13 protein-coding genes, 1 tRNA gene and 2 pseudogenes are annotated in these 14749 nt (G+C 51.4%); 6 read left to right on the top strand and 10 right to left on the bottom strand.

Annotated features, from left to right (window positions below; all coding sequences use genetic code 11):
- Positions 1 to 127: 127 nt before the first annotated feature.
- A complete protein-coding gene (gene sulA / locus CRI63_RS01590; protein WP_064528402.1) occupies positions 128 to 637 on the bottom strand; it encodes an SOS-induced cell division inhibitor SulA in 510 nt (169 codons plus the stop codon).
- 218 nt (positions 638 to 855) lie between these two features.
- On the opposite strand from sulA, the gene sxy reads away from it, so the two are divergent.
- Complete coding sequence (gene sxy, locus CRI63_RS01585) at positions 856 to 1485, top strand: CRP-S regulon transcriptional coactivator Sxy (RefSeq protein WP_130205381.1); 630 nt, start codon at positions 856 to 858, stop codon at positions 1483 to 1485.
- Here sxy and yccS read toward each other — a convergent pair.
- Complete coding sequence (yccS, locus tag CRI63_RS01580) at positions 1448 to 3610, bottom strand: YccS family putative transporter (protein ID WP_135404481.1); 2163 nt, start codon at positions 3608 to 3610, stop codon at positions 1448 to 1450. The genes sxy and yccS overlap by 38 nt on opposite strands.
- A gap of 9 nt (positions 3611 to 3619) precedes the next feature.
- The gene (locus CRI63_RS01575; RefSeq protein WP_032161476.1) at positions 3620 to 4066 is read right to left on the bottom strand and encodes a YccF domain-containing protein; all 447 of its coding nucleotides are present in this window, start codon (positions 4064 to 4066) and stop codon (positions 3620 to 3622) included.
- Between the two features lie 122 nt (positions 4067 to 4188).
- Here CRI63_RS01575 and helD point away from each other — a divergent pair.
- Positions 4189 to 6244: pseudogene (helD, locus tag CRI63_RS01570) on the top strand (DNA helicase IV).
- A 31-nt stretch (positions 6245 to 6275) separates the two neighbouring features.
- On the opposite strand, the gene mgsA reads toward helD, so the two are convergent.
- Both mgsA and CRI63_RS01560 read right to left on the bottom strand, forming a co-directional pair.
- Positions 6276 to 6734: a methylglyoxal synthase gene (gene mgsA / locus CRI63_RS01565; RefSeq protein ID WP_064528411.1), complete on the bottom strand. Its 459-nt coding sequence runs from the start codon at positions 6732 to 6734 to the stop codon at positions 6276 to 6278.
- Positions 6735 to 6829: 95 nt separating this feature from the next.
- On the bottom strand, positions 6830 to 7492 hold the full coding sequence (locus CRI63_RS01560) for a DUF2057 family protein (protein WP_130205387.1): 663 nt from the start codon (positions 7490 to 7492) through the stop codon (positions 6830 to 6832).
- A gap of 172 nt (positions 7493 to 7664) precedes the next feature.
- Here CRI63_RS01560 and CRI63_RS01555 point away from each other — a divergent pair, with 172 nt between their 5' ends.
- On the top strand, positions 7665 to 8078 hold the full coding sequence (locus tag CRI63_RS01555) for a CoA-binding protein (RefSeq protein WP_064528416.1): 414 nt from the start codon (positions 7665 to 7667) through the stop codon (positions 8076 to 8078).
- A 45-nt stretch (positions 8079 to 8123) separates the two neighbouring features.
- Here CRI63_RS01555 and hspQ read toward each other — a convergent pair whose 3' ends face one another.
- Positions 8124 to 8441: a heat shock protein HspQ gene (gene hspQ, locus CRI63_RS01550; RefSeq protein ID WP_001295356.1), complete on the bottom strand. Its 318-nt coding sequence runs from the start codon at positions 8439 to 8441 to the stop codon at positions 8124 to 8126.
- 57 nt (positions 8442 to 8498) lie between these two features.
- A complete protein-coding gene (rlmI, locus tag CRI63_RS01545; RefSeq protein WP_064528417.1) occupies positions 8499 to 9689 on the bottom strand; it encodes a 23S rRNA (cytosine(1962)-C(5))-methyltransferase RlmI in 1191 nt (396 codons plus the stop codon).
- Between the two features lie 94 nt (positions 9690 to 9783).
- Here rlmI and yccX point away from each other — a divergent pair, with 94 nt between their 5' ends.
- On the top strand, positions 9784 to 10062 hold the full coding sequence (gene yccX / locus CRI63_RS01540) for an acylphosphatase (protein WP_000048252.1): 279 nt from the start codon (positions 9784 to 9786) through the stop codon (positions 10060 to 10062).
- Here yccX and tusE read toward each other — a convergent pair.
- The 3 genes and pseudogenes from tusE to CRI63_RS01525 all read right to left on the bottom strand — a co-directional run bounded on the left by tusE (position 10059) and on the right by CRI63_RS01525 (position 11424).
- Positions 10059 to 10388: a sulfurtransferase TusE gene (tusE, locus tag CRI63_RS01535; protein ID WP_000904443.1), complete on the bottom strand. Its 330-nt coding sequence runs from the start codon at positions 10386 to 10388 to the stop codon at positions 10059 to 10061. The genes yccX and tusE overlap by 4 nt on opposite strands.
- Positions 10389 to 10479: 91 nt before the next feature.
- Positions 10480 to 11138 (bottom strand): annotated as a pseudogene (gene yccA, locus CRI63_RS01530) (FtsH protease modulator YccA).
- A 198-nt stretch (positions 11139 to 11336) separates the two neighbouring features.
- Positions 11337 to 11424, bottom strand: a tRNA-Ser gene (locus CRI63_RS01525).
- Positions 11425 to 11829: 405 nt separating this feature from the next.
- Here CRI63_RS01525 and hyaA point away from each other — a divergent pair.
- Positions 11830 to 12948 (top strand): hydrogenase 1 small subunit, encoded by a 1119-nt coding sequence (gene hyaA, locus CRI63_RS01515; RefSeq protein ID WP_010344442.1) that lies wholly within the window; start codon positions 11830 to 11832, stop codon positions 12946 to 12948.
- On the top strand, positions 12945 to 14738 hold the full coding sequence (hyaB, locus tag CRI63_RS01510; protein WP_135518298.1) for a Ni/Fe-hydrogenase large subunit: 1794 nt from the start codon (positions 12945 to 12947) through the stop codon (positions 14736 to 14738). Before hyaA ends, hyaB begins: the two co-directional genes overlap by 4 nt.
- Positions 14739 to 14749: the final 11 nt, after the last annotated feature.

Genomic DNA, 14749 nt, shown 5'->3' with positions numbered 1-14749 from the left:
GTTAACGATACTTTACAGGATAAAATCGCGGAAACCGCTTCAGACAAGCCTCCACAAGTAAAATTAGTGACAAGTGAAAGCGTCTACGGGTTAACAAAAAAAGTTCCAGGATTAATCCTAAATTTACTTAATGATACAAATTTGAGTGAATTTTTAGCCCAGAAAGTTGTCTCGTGGCGTGAGAGTGTGTGCTTACTGGACGCATAATAAACCCCATTGCGTTACCTTCATTGGCGGCATCAACAAGATCAGCATGCTCTTCTTCTGTCAGATCGTCTGCCAACCAACCGATCACTACGCTGTAATTTCCCGTACGCAAAGCACGAACCATTGATTCCACGGTGTGACAAGGGGAAAGCTGGCTTATCTGCATCACCTTAGTTAAGGGTAGTCCCGCTGCCTGCACCCATTCACGACTTAGTTTTTGTTGCGGCGTTAACCAAAGTTGCCAACGCGATTGTTGGCCTAGTTGCTGTAATAATGGCAAAAGCAGGAGTTGCGTCATCATGGGCTGATCTTCGCGATAGACAACTTCACTAATTAGCCCGGCTGTAGTGTTTTCCGTAGAGACACGCGCAATTTTGCTTGCTGTGGAGGAGAACATCGAAGAACGATTTGCGTAGCCTGAAGTGTACATAATCAATCCAGCCCTGTGAGTTACTGTATGAATATACAGTACATCCAGTGACAACAAAGATCAACACAAATTTCGGAAAGAGCCTCGCAATTTTTTGTCGTTGGTGGCCTGAAAACTTAAATTAATCTTGCCCCTTGAGAATAAGTTGCCTATTTTCGTATTTAACGGATCCGTTAATGTGAATCATTCTTTTATATTATGATTTTAAAAGGAATTTTATGAAAAGCCTCTCCTACAAGCGGATCTATAAGTCACAAGAATACCTGTCGACGTTAGGCACTATTGAATATCGATCATTGTTTGGCAGTTACAGTCTGACCGTTGACGATACAGTGTTTGCGATGGTTTCTGATGGTGAGTTGTATCTTCGGGCTTGTGAGCAAAGCGCACAGTACTGTGTAAAACATCCACCAGTCTGGCTGACATACAAAAAGTGTGGCCGTCCCGTTACTCTCAATTACTACCGGGTTGATGAAAGCTTATGGCGGAATCAACAGAAGTTGGTGCGGCTGTCGAAATATTCGCTGGACGCTGCGCTTAAAGAGAAAAGTACGCGCGACACCCAGCAACGGCTGAAAGATTTGCCCAATATGTCTTATCACCTGGAAGCGATTCTCGGGGAAGTGGGGATTAAGGATGTTCGGGCGCTACGTATACTTGGGGCGAAAATGTGCTGGTTGCGACTACGGCAGCATAACAGTCTGGTGACAGAAAAGATTCTGTTCATGCTTGAAGGCGCAATTATCGGTATTCATGAAGCTGCGCTCCCGGTGGCACGCCGCCAGGAGCTTGCAGAATGGGCAGATTCTATTACACCGAAACAGGAGTTTCCTGAGGAACTTGAGTAATCCGACGTTGCAGACGGCCAATTTCTGGCAGTAATGCAATCAGTAACCCGATTTGCTGTACGACCAGAGGTTCTTTGCTGTCTGCCCGCGGTTCAAGTTGTTGCATCCGCTGTTTCAGGCCAGCTAATGCCTGATTGACGCGTTCTTCATCGGCAGGTTGATGATGTAGCGCGTCATCAACATAGCAAACTGCGTCATCAAGAAACGCCAGAATTTCAGGGTTGGTTAACTGCTCGCGGTGTGCGCCGAGGGCAGAAATATAGCTGGTAAACGTATGGTTAAGGCACAGTAAACGGAATGCGTCATCGCGAATTTGCGGTGTGACGTTCGGTTCACTGGACATATTCGACACCACCGACGCCAGTTCAGCATCACGGTTGTGAGCATCGCGACGGGCAATACGATACGCCAGACGGTTGTCACGCCCCTGATGATATTGCTCAAGAATGGCATCGAGATAACGGCAGTTAGCATCCGTCGCGCGTTCAAGCATTCGCGGCAGATTGCGAAACCGCCAGTCGGGCCAGATGTAGCTCACCGCCGCCCATGCTATTGCACAGCCGATCAGTGTATCGATTACGCGAGGCAGCGCGACTTCAAAACCTTCACCCAGCAAGTTGAAGCACAGTAACACCAGAAGCGTAATGAACATCGTTGCATGAGCGTATTGCACGTTACGGAAGGCAAAAAAGAGCACGCCGGTAATCACCAGCAGCACCAGTTGTCCTTCCAGTGACGGAACAAACCACAGCACAGGAATACCAATCGCAATACCCACCAACGTACCAATAATCCTTAACTTCAGACGGTGGCGCGTGGCGTTATAGTTTGGCTGGCAGACAAACAGACTTGTCAGCAGGATCCAATATCCGTGATGCATTCCGGTAATCTGAATGATGGCGTAACCAACACACAATACCAGCGACATTCTCACTGCATGGCGAAAGAGTGCAGACTCCGGCGTTAAGTTACGTTTAAGACGCAGCCAGATATCGCTAAACCCGCGAGGGCTGTCGTCGGCGAGTTCATTTTCGTCTGCATTGTGGGGCAGCGCCTGGGCTTGTTCTGATTCAATAGTCGCCAGTTGGGCATCTATGGCACGTAAATTGTTCAGCAGGAATCCCAGTATTTTTAGTAGATCGGCGGGCGCACCGTTTTCGCGCATCCGCTCAAGTGCGGCGTCAATATGCGTAAAAGCGCGTTCAAAATGTGGATCGTGCTGATAAGGCTGACGCAGCAAAATACAGCGTGACAATTGTTGGCAGGCTTGTCCCTGCATCGACATCAGGCGCTGGAAGCGGAACAGCACGTCGCTGTGGCGAAAATGTTCTCGCAGCGTTTGATACTGAATATGTGAAGAGCTCGCTCGCTCGTGGATATCCTGCGCTACAAAATAGTAATGTAGTGTACGACGCGTTCCCCGCTGACCGCGGTCGCCGCGTAAGCGGGTCAGCAACGAGATTTTCGTCTGGTTCAGCGTCACCATAAGTTGCCCGTTGGCGAGCGCCAAATCATACAGCGGAGCCTGGCTTTCATCCTCAATATCAGGATCAAACATACGTGATTTGAGTTCCAGATACCGCGCCAGTTGTTCATAAGAACGTGCCAGGTTGTCCTGCAACGGGCGGACAGGGAACAGCAAATGACCAATAAGCGTCAGGATGTTGTACCAAACCGCACCAGCAAGCAGATAGATAGGCTGCTGATACCAGTGCTCATACAGGGAGGTTCCCAGCATCGTATAAATGGCAATCAGCAATGCACCGAAAGCGATGGTCGCATAGCGTTGACCCAGACCGCCGAGCAAAATGAAGCCGCTGGTGGAGAGCGTTAAACCAATGGCGAACAGCCAGGGCCACGGAAATAACAGCTCTACTGAAGCCGAGGCAATAAAAAAACAGAACAGCGTAATAATGAGATTACGCAGACGTCCCGCCAGTCGGTCGTCGAGATCGGTCAGTGCTGCCGCCACCATTCCGAGAGTCAGCGGAATCGTAAGTTTTACATCACCCAGCCACCACGGAAACGCAGTAGTGCCGCAAAGTGCGATAAAAATGCGCGCGTAATACAGCCAGGTGCTGTTCCAGGTATAGCGTTTGAGCAAAGGACTTAGCATAAAGGCCATAATGTTGGATTATTGGAAACGGCGACGTGCATTGGCTTCACGCGCAGCTTGAGCTGTTTCTACCGATACCACGCGGCGTCCGACCGGCCACAGTGCAATAGCGGCAATTTTAAAGTTCGCAATACCAACCGGAATACCAATGATGGAAATGCATTGCGCGATGCCTGTTGCGATATGCATCAGGCATAACCACCAGCCGAAGAAAACCAGCCAGAAAATATTCAGCACCGTACCGCCAGTGTTAAGCAGCACATTTTTGCCTGCCGGGTTTAGTTCATCGACATGAATAGCTTCATTGCCATAAGGCAGCAGAGACAGTTTGGTTATCTCCCAGCAGGATCGTGTCAGCGGTAAGGTAAAAATCAGCACAATACTGACCAGGGTCGCTAACAGCCAGCCAAGAGTGGTGGCGAATCCGCCAAGCACAAAGTTCAGAATGTTCAAAACGGTACGCATAAAACCTCGCTTTACTGTGGTTTTCAGTAATGGGCGGCAATTGTAACGTTTTTTTGGGCTGGAGCACGTTTTCTCTGGCGGTTACACTGATAAGAAATGACATCGTGTGGATCTACAGAGACATGGAACTGAAAGCGACAACTCTTGGCAAACGTCTGGCACAGCACCCTTACGATCGGGCGGTGATCCTCAATGCCGGGATAAAAGTTTCCGGCGATCGCCACGAATACCTTATTCCTTTCAATCAATTACTGGCTATTCACTGCAAACGTGGTTTGGTATGGGGTGAGCTGGAATTTGTATTGCCTGATGAAAAAGTCGTGCGTCTGCATGGCACTGAATGGGCAGAGACGCAGCGTTTTCACCATCATCTTGATGCTCACTGGCGGCGCTGGAGCGAGGAAATGAGCGAAATTGCCGCTGGCGTATTGCAGCAACAACTGGATCTTATTGCTGCTCGCACTGGAGAAAATAAATGGCTGACGCGGGAGCAAACCACTGGGGTACAGCAACAAATTCGTCAGGCTTTGTCTGCGTTGCCATTACCGGTTAATCGCCTGGAGGAATTTGATAACTGTCGTGAGGCGTGGCACAAATGTCAGGACTGGCTGAAAGATATTGAAGGCAGTCGGTTGCAGCATAATCAGGCGTATACCGAAACCATGCTTAACGAATATGCGGATTTTTTCCGTCAGGTTGAGTCTTCACCGCTTAATCCGGCGCAGGCCCGGGCGGTGGTTAATGGTGAGCATTCCCTGTTAGTGCTGGCTGGCGCAGGAAGCGGAAAAACGTCTGTGCTGGTGGCGCGCGCTGGCTGGTTACTGGCGCGTGGTGAATCATCTCCCGAGCAAATTTTATTGCTGGCGTTTGGCCGAAAAGCGGCGGAAGAGATGGACGAGCGGATCCGCGAACGGCTGCATACCGAAGAGATTGCCGCGCGCACGTTTCATTCTCTGGCCCTGCATATTATTCAGCAAGGCAGCAAAAAAGTACCGACAGTCAGCAACCTGGAAAATGACACCGCAGCCCGCCATGAACTCTTTATTGCTGAGTGGCGCAAGCAGTGTAGTGAAAAGAAAGCACAGGCGAAGGGCTGGCGACAATGGTTGATGGAAGAACTGCAGTGGTCCGTGCCAGAAGGCAACTTCTGGGATGATGAAAAATTGCAGCGTCGTCTCGCATCTCGCCTCGATCGCTGGGTCAGTCTGATGCGGATGCACGGCGGCGCGCAGGCTGAAATGATTGCCAGTGCGCCTGAAGAGATTCGGGATCTGTTCAGTAAACGAATCAAATTGATGGCACCGTTGCTGAAAGCCTGGAAAGGTGCGCTGAAAGCGGAAAAACGCCGTCGATTTTTCAGGTCTGATTCATCAGGCGATTGCTATCCTTGAGAAAGGGCGGTTTATCAGCCCGTGGAAACATATTCTGGTTGATGAATTCCAGGACATCTCCCCACAGCGAGCGGCCTTGCTGGCAGCATTGCGTAAACAAAATAGTCAGACAACGTTGTTTGCCGTTGGCGATGACTGGCAGGCTATTTACCGCTTCAGCGGCGCGCAAATGTCGCTCACCACGGCCTTCCATGAAAACTTCGGTGAAGGCGATCGCTGTGATTTAGACACGACTTACCGTTTCAATAGCCGTATCGGAGAGGTGGCAAACCGTTTTATTCAGCAGAACCCTAATCAGTTGAAAAAACCGCTGAATAGCTTAACGAATGGTGACAAAAAAGCCGTCACCTTGTTGGATGAGAGTCAGCTTGACGCTTTACTGGACAAGCTATCTGGTTATGTCAAACCCGAAGAGCGCATTCTGGTACTAGCGCGTTACCATCATCTGAAGCCCGTTACTCTGGATAAAGCCACGACGCGCTGGCCGAAGCTGCAAATCGACTTTATGACCATTCATGCCAGCAAAGGGCAACAGGCCGACTACGTCATCATCGTTGGTTTGCAGGAGGGGAGTGATGGCTTCCCGGCTGTGGCGCGTGAGTCCATTATGGAAGAGGCGCTACTGCCCCCGGTAGAGGACTACCCGGACGCCGAAGAACGGCGATTGATGTACGTTGCGCTCACTCGCGCACGGCATCGGGTTTGGGTACTGTTCAGCAAAGAGAATCCTTCTCCCTTTGTGGACGACCTGAAAAAACTGGATGTACCGGTAGCAAGGAAACCGTAAGAAACAGGCGGCGAGTGCCGCCTGTGCGAACTTACTTCAGGCGTTCTGCGAGATAACGCTGATAATCCGGGATCAGAATATCTACAGCGTCGTTGAAATGTGGTGACTGGATGATGAAATCAGCCGTTGCCACGTTGGTGGCGACCGGAATGTTCCACACCGTCGCCAGACGCAGCAACGCTTTCACGTCGGGGTCGTGTGGTACAGCATTCAGCGGGTCCCAGAAGAAAATCAGCACATCAATTTTCCCTTCTGAGATCAATGCGCCAACCTGCTGATCGCCGCCCATCGGGCCGCTCAGCATCGCGTTGACGTTCATTCCTGTCGCGCGGGAAATTAAGTTACCCGTGGTTCCCGTTGCATAAAGTTCGTGCTGCTCCAGAAGCGGCTGATGCCGTTCCACCCAGCTCATGAGCATTTGCTTGCAGTGATCATGTGCCACCAGCGCAATATGTTTACGCGCCGCCATTGTGCGAGTTGTCAGTTCCATAATTTACATCCGTAGTTAACTTTCCTACAGACTACTGTAAGCACTTATCGCTGCAAGATAAAGACTGAAAAAGCCTGCGCACAGGCACAAAAATCTCAGGAAGAAGGTTGTTTTTCCGCCCATTGCAGAAAGTTATTACGCGTTTGTGGGTCAGCCAGTTTAAACCAATACTTCAGCCGTTGTTCAGTGAGCACCTGTGACTGCGGAGGAATTGCATCCAGTTCCGAAACGCCGGAGAGCAGTGTACTGTCGTCCGCCATCATAGTGGCAAATTGCGGTAGCGAAGCGCGTTTTGCGGATTTGTTATAGCGTTCGACTTCCAGCTCATAATCGATTGTTTTCCCGGCAGAGGTAATGGCGAGAATATCCAGCTTCACCGGAATCGGCGTCGCATCGCCATCTAACAATTCAAGGTTCGGCGCTGCGTCAAAATGGTTCGCTTCTCGTTCATTCTCCAGGCGAGGGAGACGAAAATTCACCTGACTAATGAGCTGGGTATTAAAGCTAACGACCAGCGGCGGGGAGATATAAAGTCGCTCTTCGTTACTGGAAAGATGGATTGTCTTTTCAACGCGAAACACTAACTGATGTGGTCCATTATCCAGTTCGATGCTATCAGCACCGCGAAGCAGAGAACTGGAAACCTTTTTACCGTCGAGTATCAGGAGATCAACATCGCTGGATAGCCGCAGTGTGGTGGCAAAAACGGATACCGGCAAACACAGTGCAATCAAGGTGGTCATAATGCCGGTTTTCATAGGTAGCTCCTGTCCAAAGACCGCCCGACTAATAATGTATCAAAATTTTTCTTTAATCATACTTACTAACATATAGACATGTTTTCTGCTTTTGCTCTCATACATTCGTAGTAGCTACATGGTTGGCATGTCGGGATTGTCGTACACTTTGGTAAATAGTCTGGAGGAAATGATGAAAGAAACCGATATTGCAGGCATTTTAACGTCCACTCGCACCATTGCGCTGGTGGGAGCAAGTGACAAACCCGATCGTCCAAGTTATCGCGTAATGAAGTATCTGCTCGATCAGGGCTATCACGTTATTCCCGTCTCGCCAAAGGTCGCTGGTAAAACGCTGTTAGGCCAGCAAGGTTACGGCACGCTGGCGGAGGTTCCGGAAAAAGTGGATATGGTCGATGTTTTCCGTAATTCAGAAGCAGCATGGGGCGTGGCGCAGGAGGCGATCGCTATTGGGGCGAAAACCTTATGGATGCAGCTGGGTGTTATAAATGAACAGGCGGCAGTGCTGGCGCGTGATGCAGGGTTAAACGTGGTGATGGATCGCTGCCCGGCGATTGAGATCCCTCGTTTGGGCCTGGCGAAATAAAAAAATACCCGGAAGGCGAAAACCTTCCGGGCATGTTTATGAGGATTAGTTACGCAGACGCGGCGCCTGGAGTTGTTTGCGGATAGTCTGCGCTAGCTCATCCATTGACGGTTGCTCTGGATGTTCATCCTGCAATTCGCTACTTAGCTGGGCTTCAGCCAGGTAGGTATGAACCGGTAGGCCGTTGTCATCCTCCATCACCACGTGATACCACGGAGCGGCGCGAAGCTCGTCATTCACCGCCAGCTCATCAGGCGACGGTTCAGAGAGCGAGTAAACCGGGTCGATATCCACGACCACTCCGAGATAACCTAACAGGGAATGGCGGACCTGCTGGCCGATACCGAATTTGCTGGCAATCATAGTCACCTCCCGGGAAATCTTTACCTTTGATATATGGGCAAAATTTCACTTTTCAAGTTACATGACGCGACAGGCAAACCCTTTCAGATATAGCCCTTCCGGGTAGGTAGCGATCACCGGGTGATCGGCGGCCTGACGGAACTGCTCTATAAATTGTACATCACGACCGGCATCAATTGCGGCGTCAGCGATGATTTTCTGAAATAAATCGCTGGTCATCAGGCCAGAACATGAGAAAGTCAGGAGAACTCCGCCTTCATTCAACAGCTGAATGGCCAGCATGTTGATGTCTTTATAGCCACGGCATGCACCCATCAACTGGCTTTTATTCTCAACAAACTTCGGCGGGTCCATCACGATAACGTCAAATTTTTCACCGCGATCGCGATAGGTACGCAACAATTTAAAGACGTCATCACGGACAAACTCAGCCTTGCTCAGATCCAGCTTGTTCAGCTCAACGTTCTGCCGCGCGATATCCAGGGCTTCCTGCGAAGTATCGACACTGACAACCTGGCTGCATCCACCCATTAATGCCGAGACGGCGAAACCACCGGTATAGGAGAAACAGTTGAGTACGCGTTTATTTTCAACGTAGCGGCGGGTAGCCAGGCGGCTGTCACGCTGGTCCAGGTAGTAGCCCGTTTTGTGGCCGTGTTGAATGTCCACCAGCAGCTTCATACCGTGTTCTTCAATCGGCAGCAGGGCAGGCGGCAGCTCGCCGGTAACGGGACCCTGGGTCAGCTCCATACCTTCTTTTTTACGTACAGCGACGTCGCTGCGGTCGTAAATTGCGCACTCCGGATAGAGCGTTTGCAGGGCGCTAATTAATGCCGCGCGCTGATACTCTGCGCCAGCACTCAGCAGTTGCAGCACCAGAAAATTGCCGAAGCGGTCGATAGTAATGCCAGGCAGGCCATCAGATTCGCCAGCGATTAAACGATAGCTGTCGAGGCCATCTTTTTTCGCCAGCCAGTCGCGCCACTTTTGCGCCTGTTGTAAACGGCGAGTAAAAAAGGCAATGTCGATGGATTCTGACGGGTCAAACGTCCAGACGCGCGCACGGATTTGCGATGCTGGCGAATAAGCGCCGCGTGCTAACCATTTTCCCTGATGATCAACAATATCGATGGTTTCTCCGAGGCTGGCTTTACCTTCCATCCGGGCAACGGCGCCGGAAAAGACCCACGGATGGCGACGAAGTAATGATTTTTCGCGCCCTTTGGCTAACACTAAACGTACACTCATAATTAACTATTCTGTCGATGCAAAGAAATGGGCGCCATTGTCCGGAGTTTTCCATGGATTTGCAACGCGTCCATTAAGGATAAGGAGAGCAGTCATGTCGAAAGTCTGCATAATTGCCTGGGTTTACGGCCGGGTTCAGGGCGTAGGGTTCCGCTATACCACCCAGTACGAAGCGAAAAGGCTGGGATTAACTGGTTACGCCAAAAATCTTGACGATGGCAGCGTGGAAGTCGTTGCCTGCGGTGAAGAAGGGCAGGTGGAAAAATTAATGCAGTGGTTAAAAAGCGGCGGCCCGCGTTCAGCGCGTGTGGAACGGGTGCTTAGCGAGCCGCATCATCCCTCCGGGGAGTTAACGGATTTTCGTATTCGTTAAATGCATTTCACCGGTTTAGGCAGGCCAGCAATTTTGGTGGCTTGCTTTGCCGGGCCTTTCGGGAACAGTCGGTACAGATAGCGGCTATTGCCTTTCTCTTCACCAAATTTATTCGCCATCGCTTTAACCAGCATACGAATTGCCGGAGAGGTATTAAATTCCAGGTAGAAGTCACGCACAAAACGCACCACCTCCCAGTGTTCTGGCGACAGTGTAATACCTTCGTTCTCTGCAATGACCACCGCCAGTGGTTCGCTCCACTGGCTACTCTCTTTGAGATAGCCTTCGGTATCGGTTTCTATCTCTTTACCTTCGAAGATCAGCATAATTATTTACTACCTTAGTCAGACTGGCGGCAGTGTAACAAAAAACAAAGCCCCGCATAAAGCGAGGCTCAGAAAGAGATAGCGGGCGAGATTAATCGCGGCTGGCGAAGCCAGAATGCTCAACAGGCTAACGAAGATGTTATACAGCGACACATACAGGCTCACAGTGGCACGAATGTAGTTCGTTTCACCGCCGTGGATGATGTTGCTGGTTTCAAACAGAATTGCGCCAGAGGAGATCAGAATGAACACCGCGCTGATCGCCAGATGCAGAGCAGGCAGTTGCAGGAAGATATTCGCTACCATCCCGATCAGGACAACAACAATACCCGCCATCAGCATACCGCCGAGGAACGACATATCTTTGCGAGTGGTCAGCACATACGCAGAGCAGCAGAAGAACACTAATGCCGTACCGCCCAACGCCATGGCAATTACGTCACCCATTCCGGCTGACAGATAGGTGTTCAGAATTGGCCCGAGGATATAACCCAGAAAACCGGTAAACGCGAACGCGGAGATAATCCCGGTCGGCTTATTCGCCGTTTTATAGGTCAGGAACATCAAACCATACATACCCACCAGCGTCAGAATCAGCCCCGGAGATGGCAGCATCAGAACCGTACTGGCCGTCGCGGTAATCGCCGAAAAGGCCAGTGTCAGGCTCAGGAGAAAATAGGTATTACGCAGCACCTTATGGGTGCTAAGCAGCGATGTACGGTCATGTGAAGAACTAACAATACGATCCATTGAGTCACTCTCTATGACAGATGTAATTAATGAAGCAGCATAATGATAATGCCGAAAGCTACCCAGAGGTTTTACCCATCTTTACGCATTTGATCTGGAACAGGTTTAGCAGAGGATGGTTAAGCCACTGAGTGTGGTATAGCATTTTGACAGGCAAAAGAAAAAGGGGTTAGCATTTAGCTAACCCCTTATCTTATTTGGCGGAAGCGCAGAGATTCGAACTCTGGAACCCTTTCGGGTCGCCGGTTTTCAAGACCGGTGCCTTCAACCGCTCGGCCACACTTCCGGAATGACGCGAACTATAAACATCCCGATGCGTCGTGTAAACCCCCAATTTGTTTGTTTGCTTGAAAAACAGACAAATGCGTGTCGATAGCTTGAAATAACAGCAATTTGGACATTCTATCGCCATAAAAATTGGCTCGTAATTCTTCTGCGCCAAACCTTAAGGAAAATAAGGTCCATTTTTATCGCTAAAAGACAAATCCACACAGTTTGTATTGTTTTGTGCAAAAGTTTCACTACGATTTATTAACAATACTTTCTGGCGACGTGCGCCAGTGCAGAAGGATGAGCTTTCGTTTTCAGCATCTCACGTAAAACGATGGTTTGCCTTGCTACAGGGACGTCGCTTGCCGACCCATAAGCGCCCGGCGTCCTGCTGGTGTCGCAAGGAGAAGAGACGTGCGATATGAATAACGAGGAGACATTTTACCAGGCCATGCGGCGTCAGGGGGTCACCCGGCGCAGCTTTCTCAAATATTGCAGTCTGGCTGCAACCTCGCTGGGATTAGGCGCGGGAATGGCACCAAAGATTGCCTGGGCGCTGGAAAATAAACCGCGCATTCCGGTGGTGTGGATCCACGGTCTGGAATGCACCTGCTGTACCGAATCTTTTATCCGCTCCGCTCACCCACTGGCGAAGGATGTCATTCTTTCCCTTATTTCTCTCGACTACGACGATACTCTGATGGCTGCCGCCGGAACTCAGGCGGAAGAAGTCTTTGAAGACATCATCACGCAATACAATGGCAAATATATCCTCGCAGTAGAAGGTAATCCGCCACTGGGCGAGCAGGGGATGTTCTGTATCAGCAGCGGTCGACCGTTTATTGAGAAACTCAAACGTGCCGCTGCCGGAGCCAGTGCGATTATCGCCTGGGGAACCTGCGCGTCCTGGGGCTGCGTGCAGGCCGCGCGACCTAATCCGACGCAGGCAACGCCTATCGACAAAGTCATCACCGACAAACCCATTATCAAAGTGCCTGGCTGCCCGCCGATCCCGGATGTGATGAGCGCCATCATTACTTACATGGTGACGTTCGATCGCCTGCCGGATGTCGACAGAATGGGGCGTCCGCTGATGTTCTATGGTCAGCGTATTCACGATAAATGCTATCGCCGCGCCCACTTCGACGCCGGAGAGTTCGTCCAGAGTTGGGATGATGACGCGGCGCGTAAAGGTTACTGCCTGTACAAAATGGGCTGCAAAGGGCCAACTACGTATAACGCCTGTTCCTCTACCCGCTGGAACGATGGCGTTTCCTTCCCGATCCAGTCTGGTCACGGTTGTCTTGGCTGTTCTGAAAATGGCTTCTGGGATCGCGGCTCGTTCTACAGCCGCGTGGTCGATATTCCGCAAATGGGGACTCACTCCACCGCCGATACCGTCGGCTTAACCGCGCTTGGCGTGGTGGCTGCGGCGGTTGGCGTACATGCAGTCGCCAGCGCCGTTGACCAGCGCAGACGTCATAACCAGCAACTTGCAGAAGCAGAACAACAGCCGGGCAACGAGGATAAACAGGCATGAGCACTCAGTACGAAACTCAGGGATACACCATCAACAATGCCGGGCGCCGCCTGGTGGTCGACCCGATCACGCGCATCGAAGGCCATATGCGCTGCGAAGTAAATATCAACGATCAGAATGTGATCACCAATGCCGTCTCTTGCGGCACTATGTTTCGCGGGCTGGAGATCATCCTGCAAGGGCGCGACCCGCGCGATGCGTGGGCGTTCGTTGAACGTATTTGCGGCGTTTGCACCGGAGTACACGCCCTGGCTTCGGTTTACGCCATCGAAGATGCCATCGGTATTAAAGTGCCGGACAACGCCAATATCATCCGCAATATTATGCTGGCAACGCTCTGGTGCCACGATCACCTGGTGCATTTCTATCAGCTCGCCGGGATGGACTGGATCGATGTGTTAGATGCGCTGAAAGCCGATCCGCGTAAAACCTCCGAACTAGCGCAAAGCCTCTCCTCGTGGCCGAAATCGTCTCCTGGCTATTTCTTCGACGTACAAAACCGACTGAAGAAATTTGTTGAAGGCGGGCAGTTGGGGATCTTCCGTAACGGCTACTGGGGCCATCCGCAATATAAACTGCCGCCAGAAGCCAACCTGATGGGCTTTGCCCACTATCTCGAAGCTCTCGATTTTCAGCGTGAAATTGTCAAAATCCACGCGGTCTTTGGCGGTAAAAACCCTCATCCAAACTGGATTGTCGGCGGGATGCCATGCGCCATTAACATTGACGAAAGCGGCGCGGTCGGGGCGGTCAATATGGAACGCCTGAACCTGGTGCAGTCGATCATTACCCGTACGGCGGACTTCATTAATAACGTGATGATCCCCGACGCTTTAGCCATCGGCCAGTTCAACAAACCGTGGAGCGAGATCGGCACGGGCCTTTCGGATCAATGCGTCCTCAGCTACGGTGCGTTCCCCGATATCGCCAACGACTTTGGTGAGAAAAGTTTGTTGATGCCTGGCGGCGCGGTGATCAACGGCGACTTCAAAAATGTGCTGCCAGTGGATTTGGTTGATCCGCAGCAGGTGCAGGAGTTTGTCGATCACGCCTGGTATCGTTATCCCGACGATCGGGTTGGACGTCATCCCTTCGATGGTATTACCGATCCGTGGTACAACCCCGGCGATGTCAAAGGCAGTAACACCAACATTCAGCAGCTGAATGAACAGGAACGCTACTCGTGGATCAAAGCGCCGCGCTGGCGCGGTCATGCGATGGAAGTGGGGCCGCTGGCGCGCACGTTGATCGCTTACCACAAAGGCGATGCGGCAACCGTTGAGTCTGTCGATCGCATGATGTCGGCACTGAACCTGCCGCTTTATGGCATCCAGTCAACGTTGGGCCGCATTTTGTGCCGCGCGCACGAAGCGCAGTGGGCCGCAGGTAAGTTGCAGTACTTCTTCGACAAGCTGATGACCAACCTGAAAAACGGCAATCTCGCCACTGCCTCTACCGAAAAATGGGAGCCAGCGACCTGGCCGAAAGAGTGTCGTGGCGTTGGCTTTACCGAAGCGCCGCGCGGGGCGTTAGGCCACTGGGCCGCCATTCGCGATGGCAAGATTGATCTCTATCAGTGCGTGGTGCCGACCACCTGGAACGCCAGCCCGCGCGATCCCAAAGGGCAAATAGGTGCGTATGAAGCGGCGCTGATGAACACCAAAATGGCTATTCCTGAACAGCCGCTGGAAATCCTGCGTACTTTGCACAGCTTCGACCCGTGCCTCGCCTGTTCAACTCATGTGCTGGGCGACGACGGTAGCGAGCTTATCTCCGTGCAGGTGCGTTAACAGCGAAGGAG

The organism is Escherichia sp. E2661, assembly GCF_004745185.1.
Classification (GTDB): Bacteria; Pseudomonadota; Gammaproteobacteria; order Enterobacterales; family Enterobacteriaceae; genus Escherichia.
Note: the sequence above shows the minus strand (reverse complement) of the source record. Positions and strands in the feature narration are given on the sequence as shown.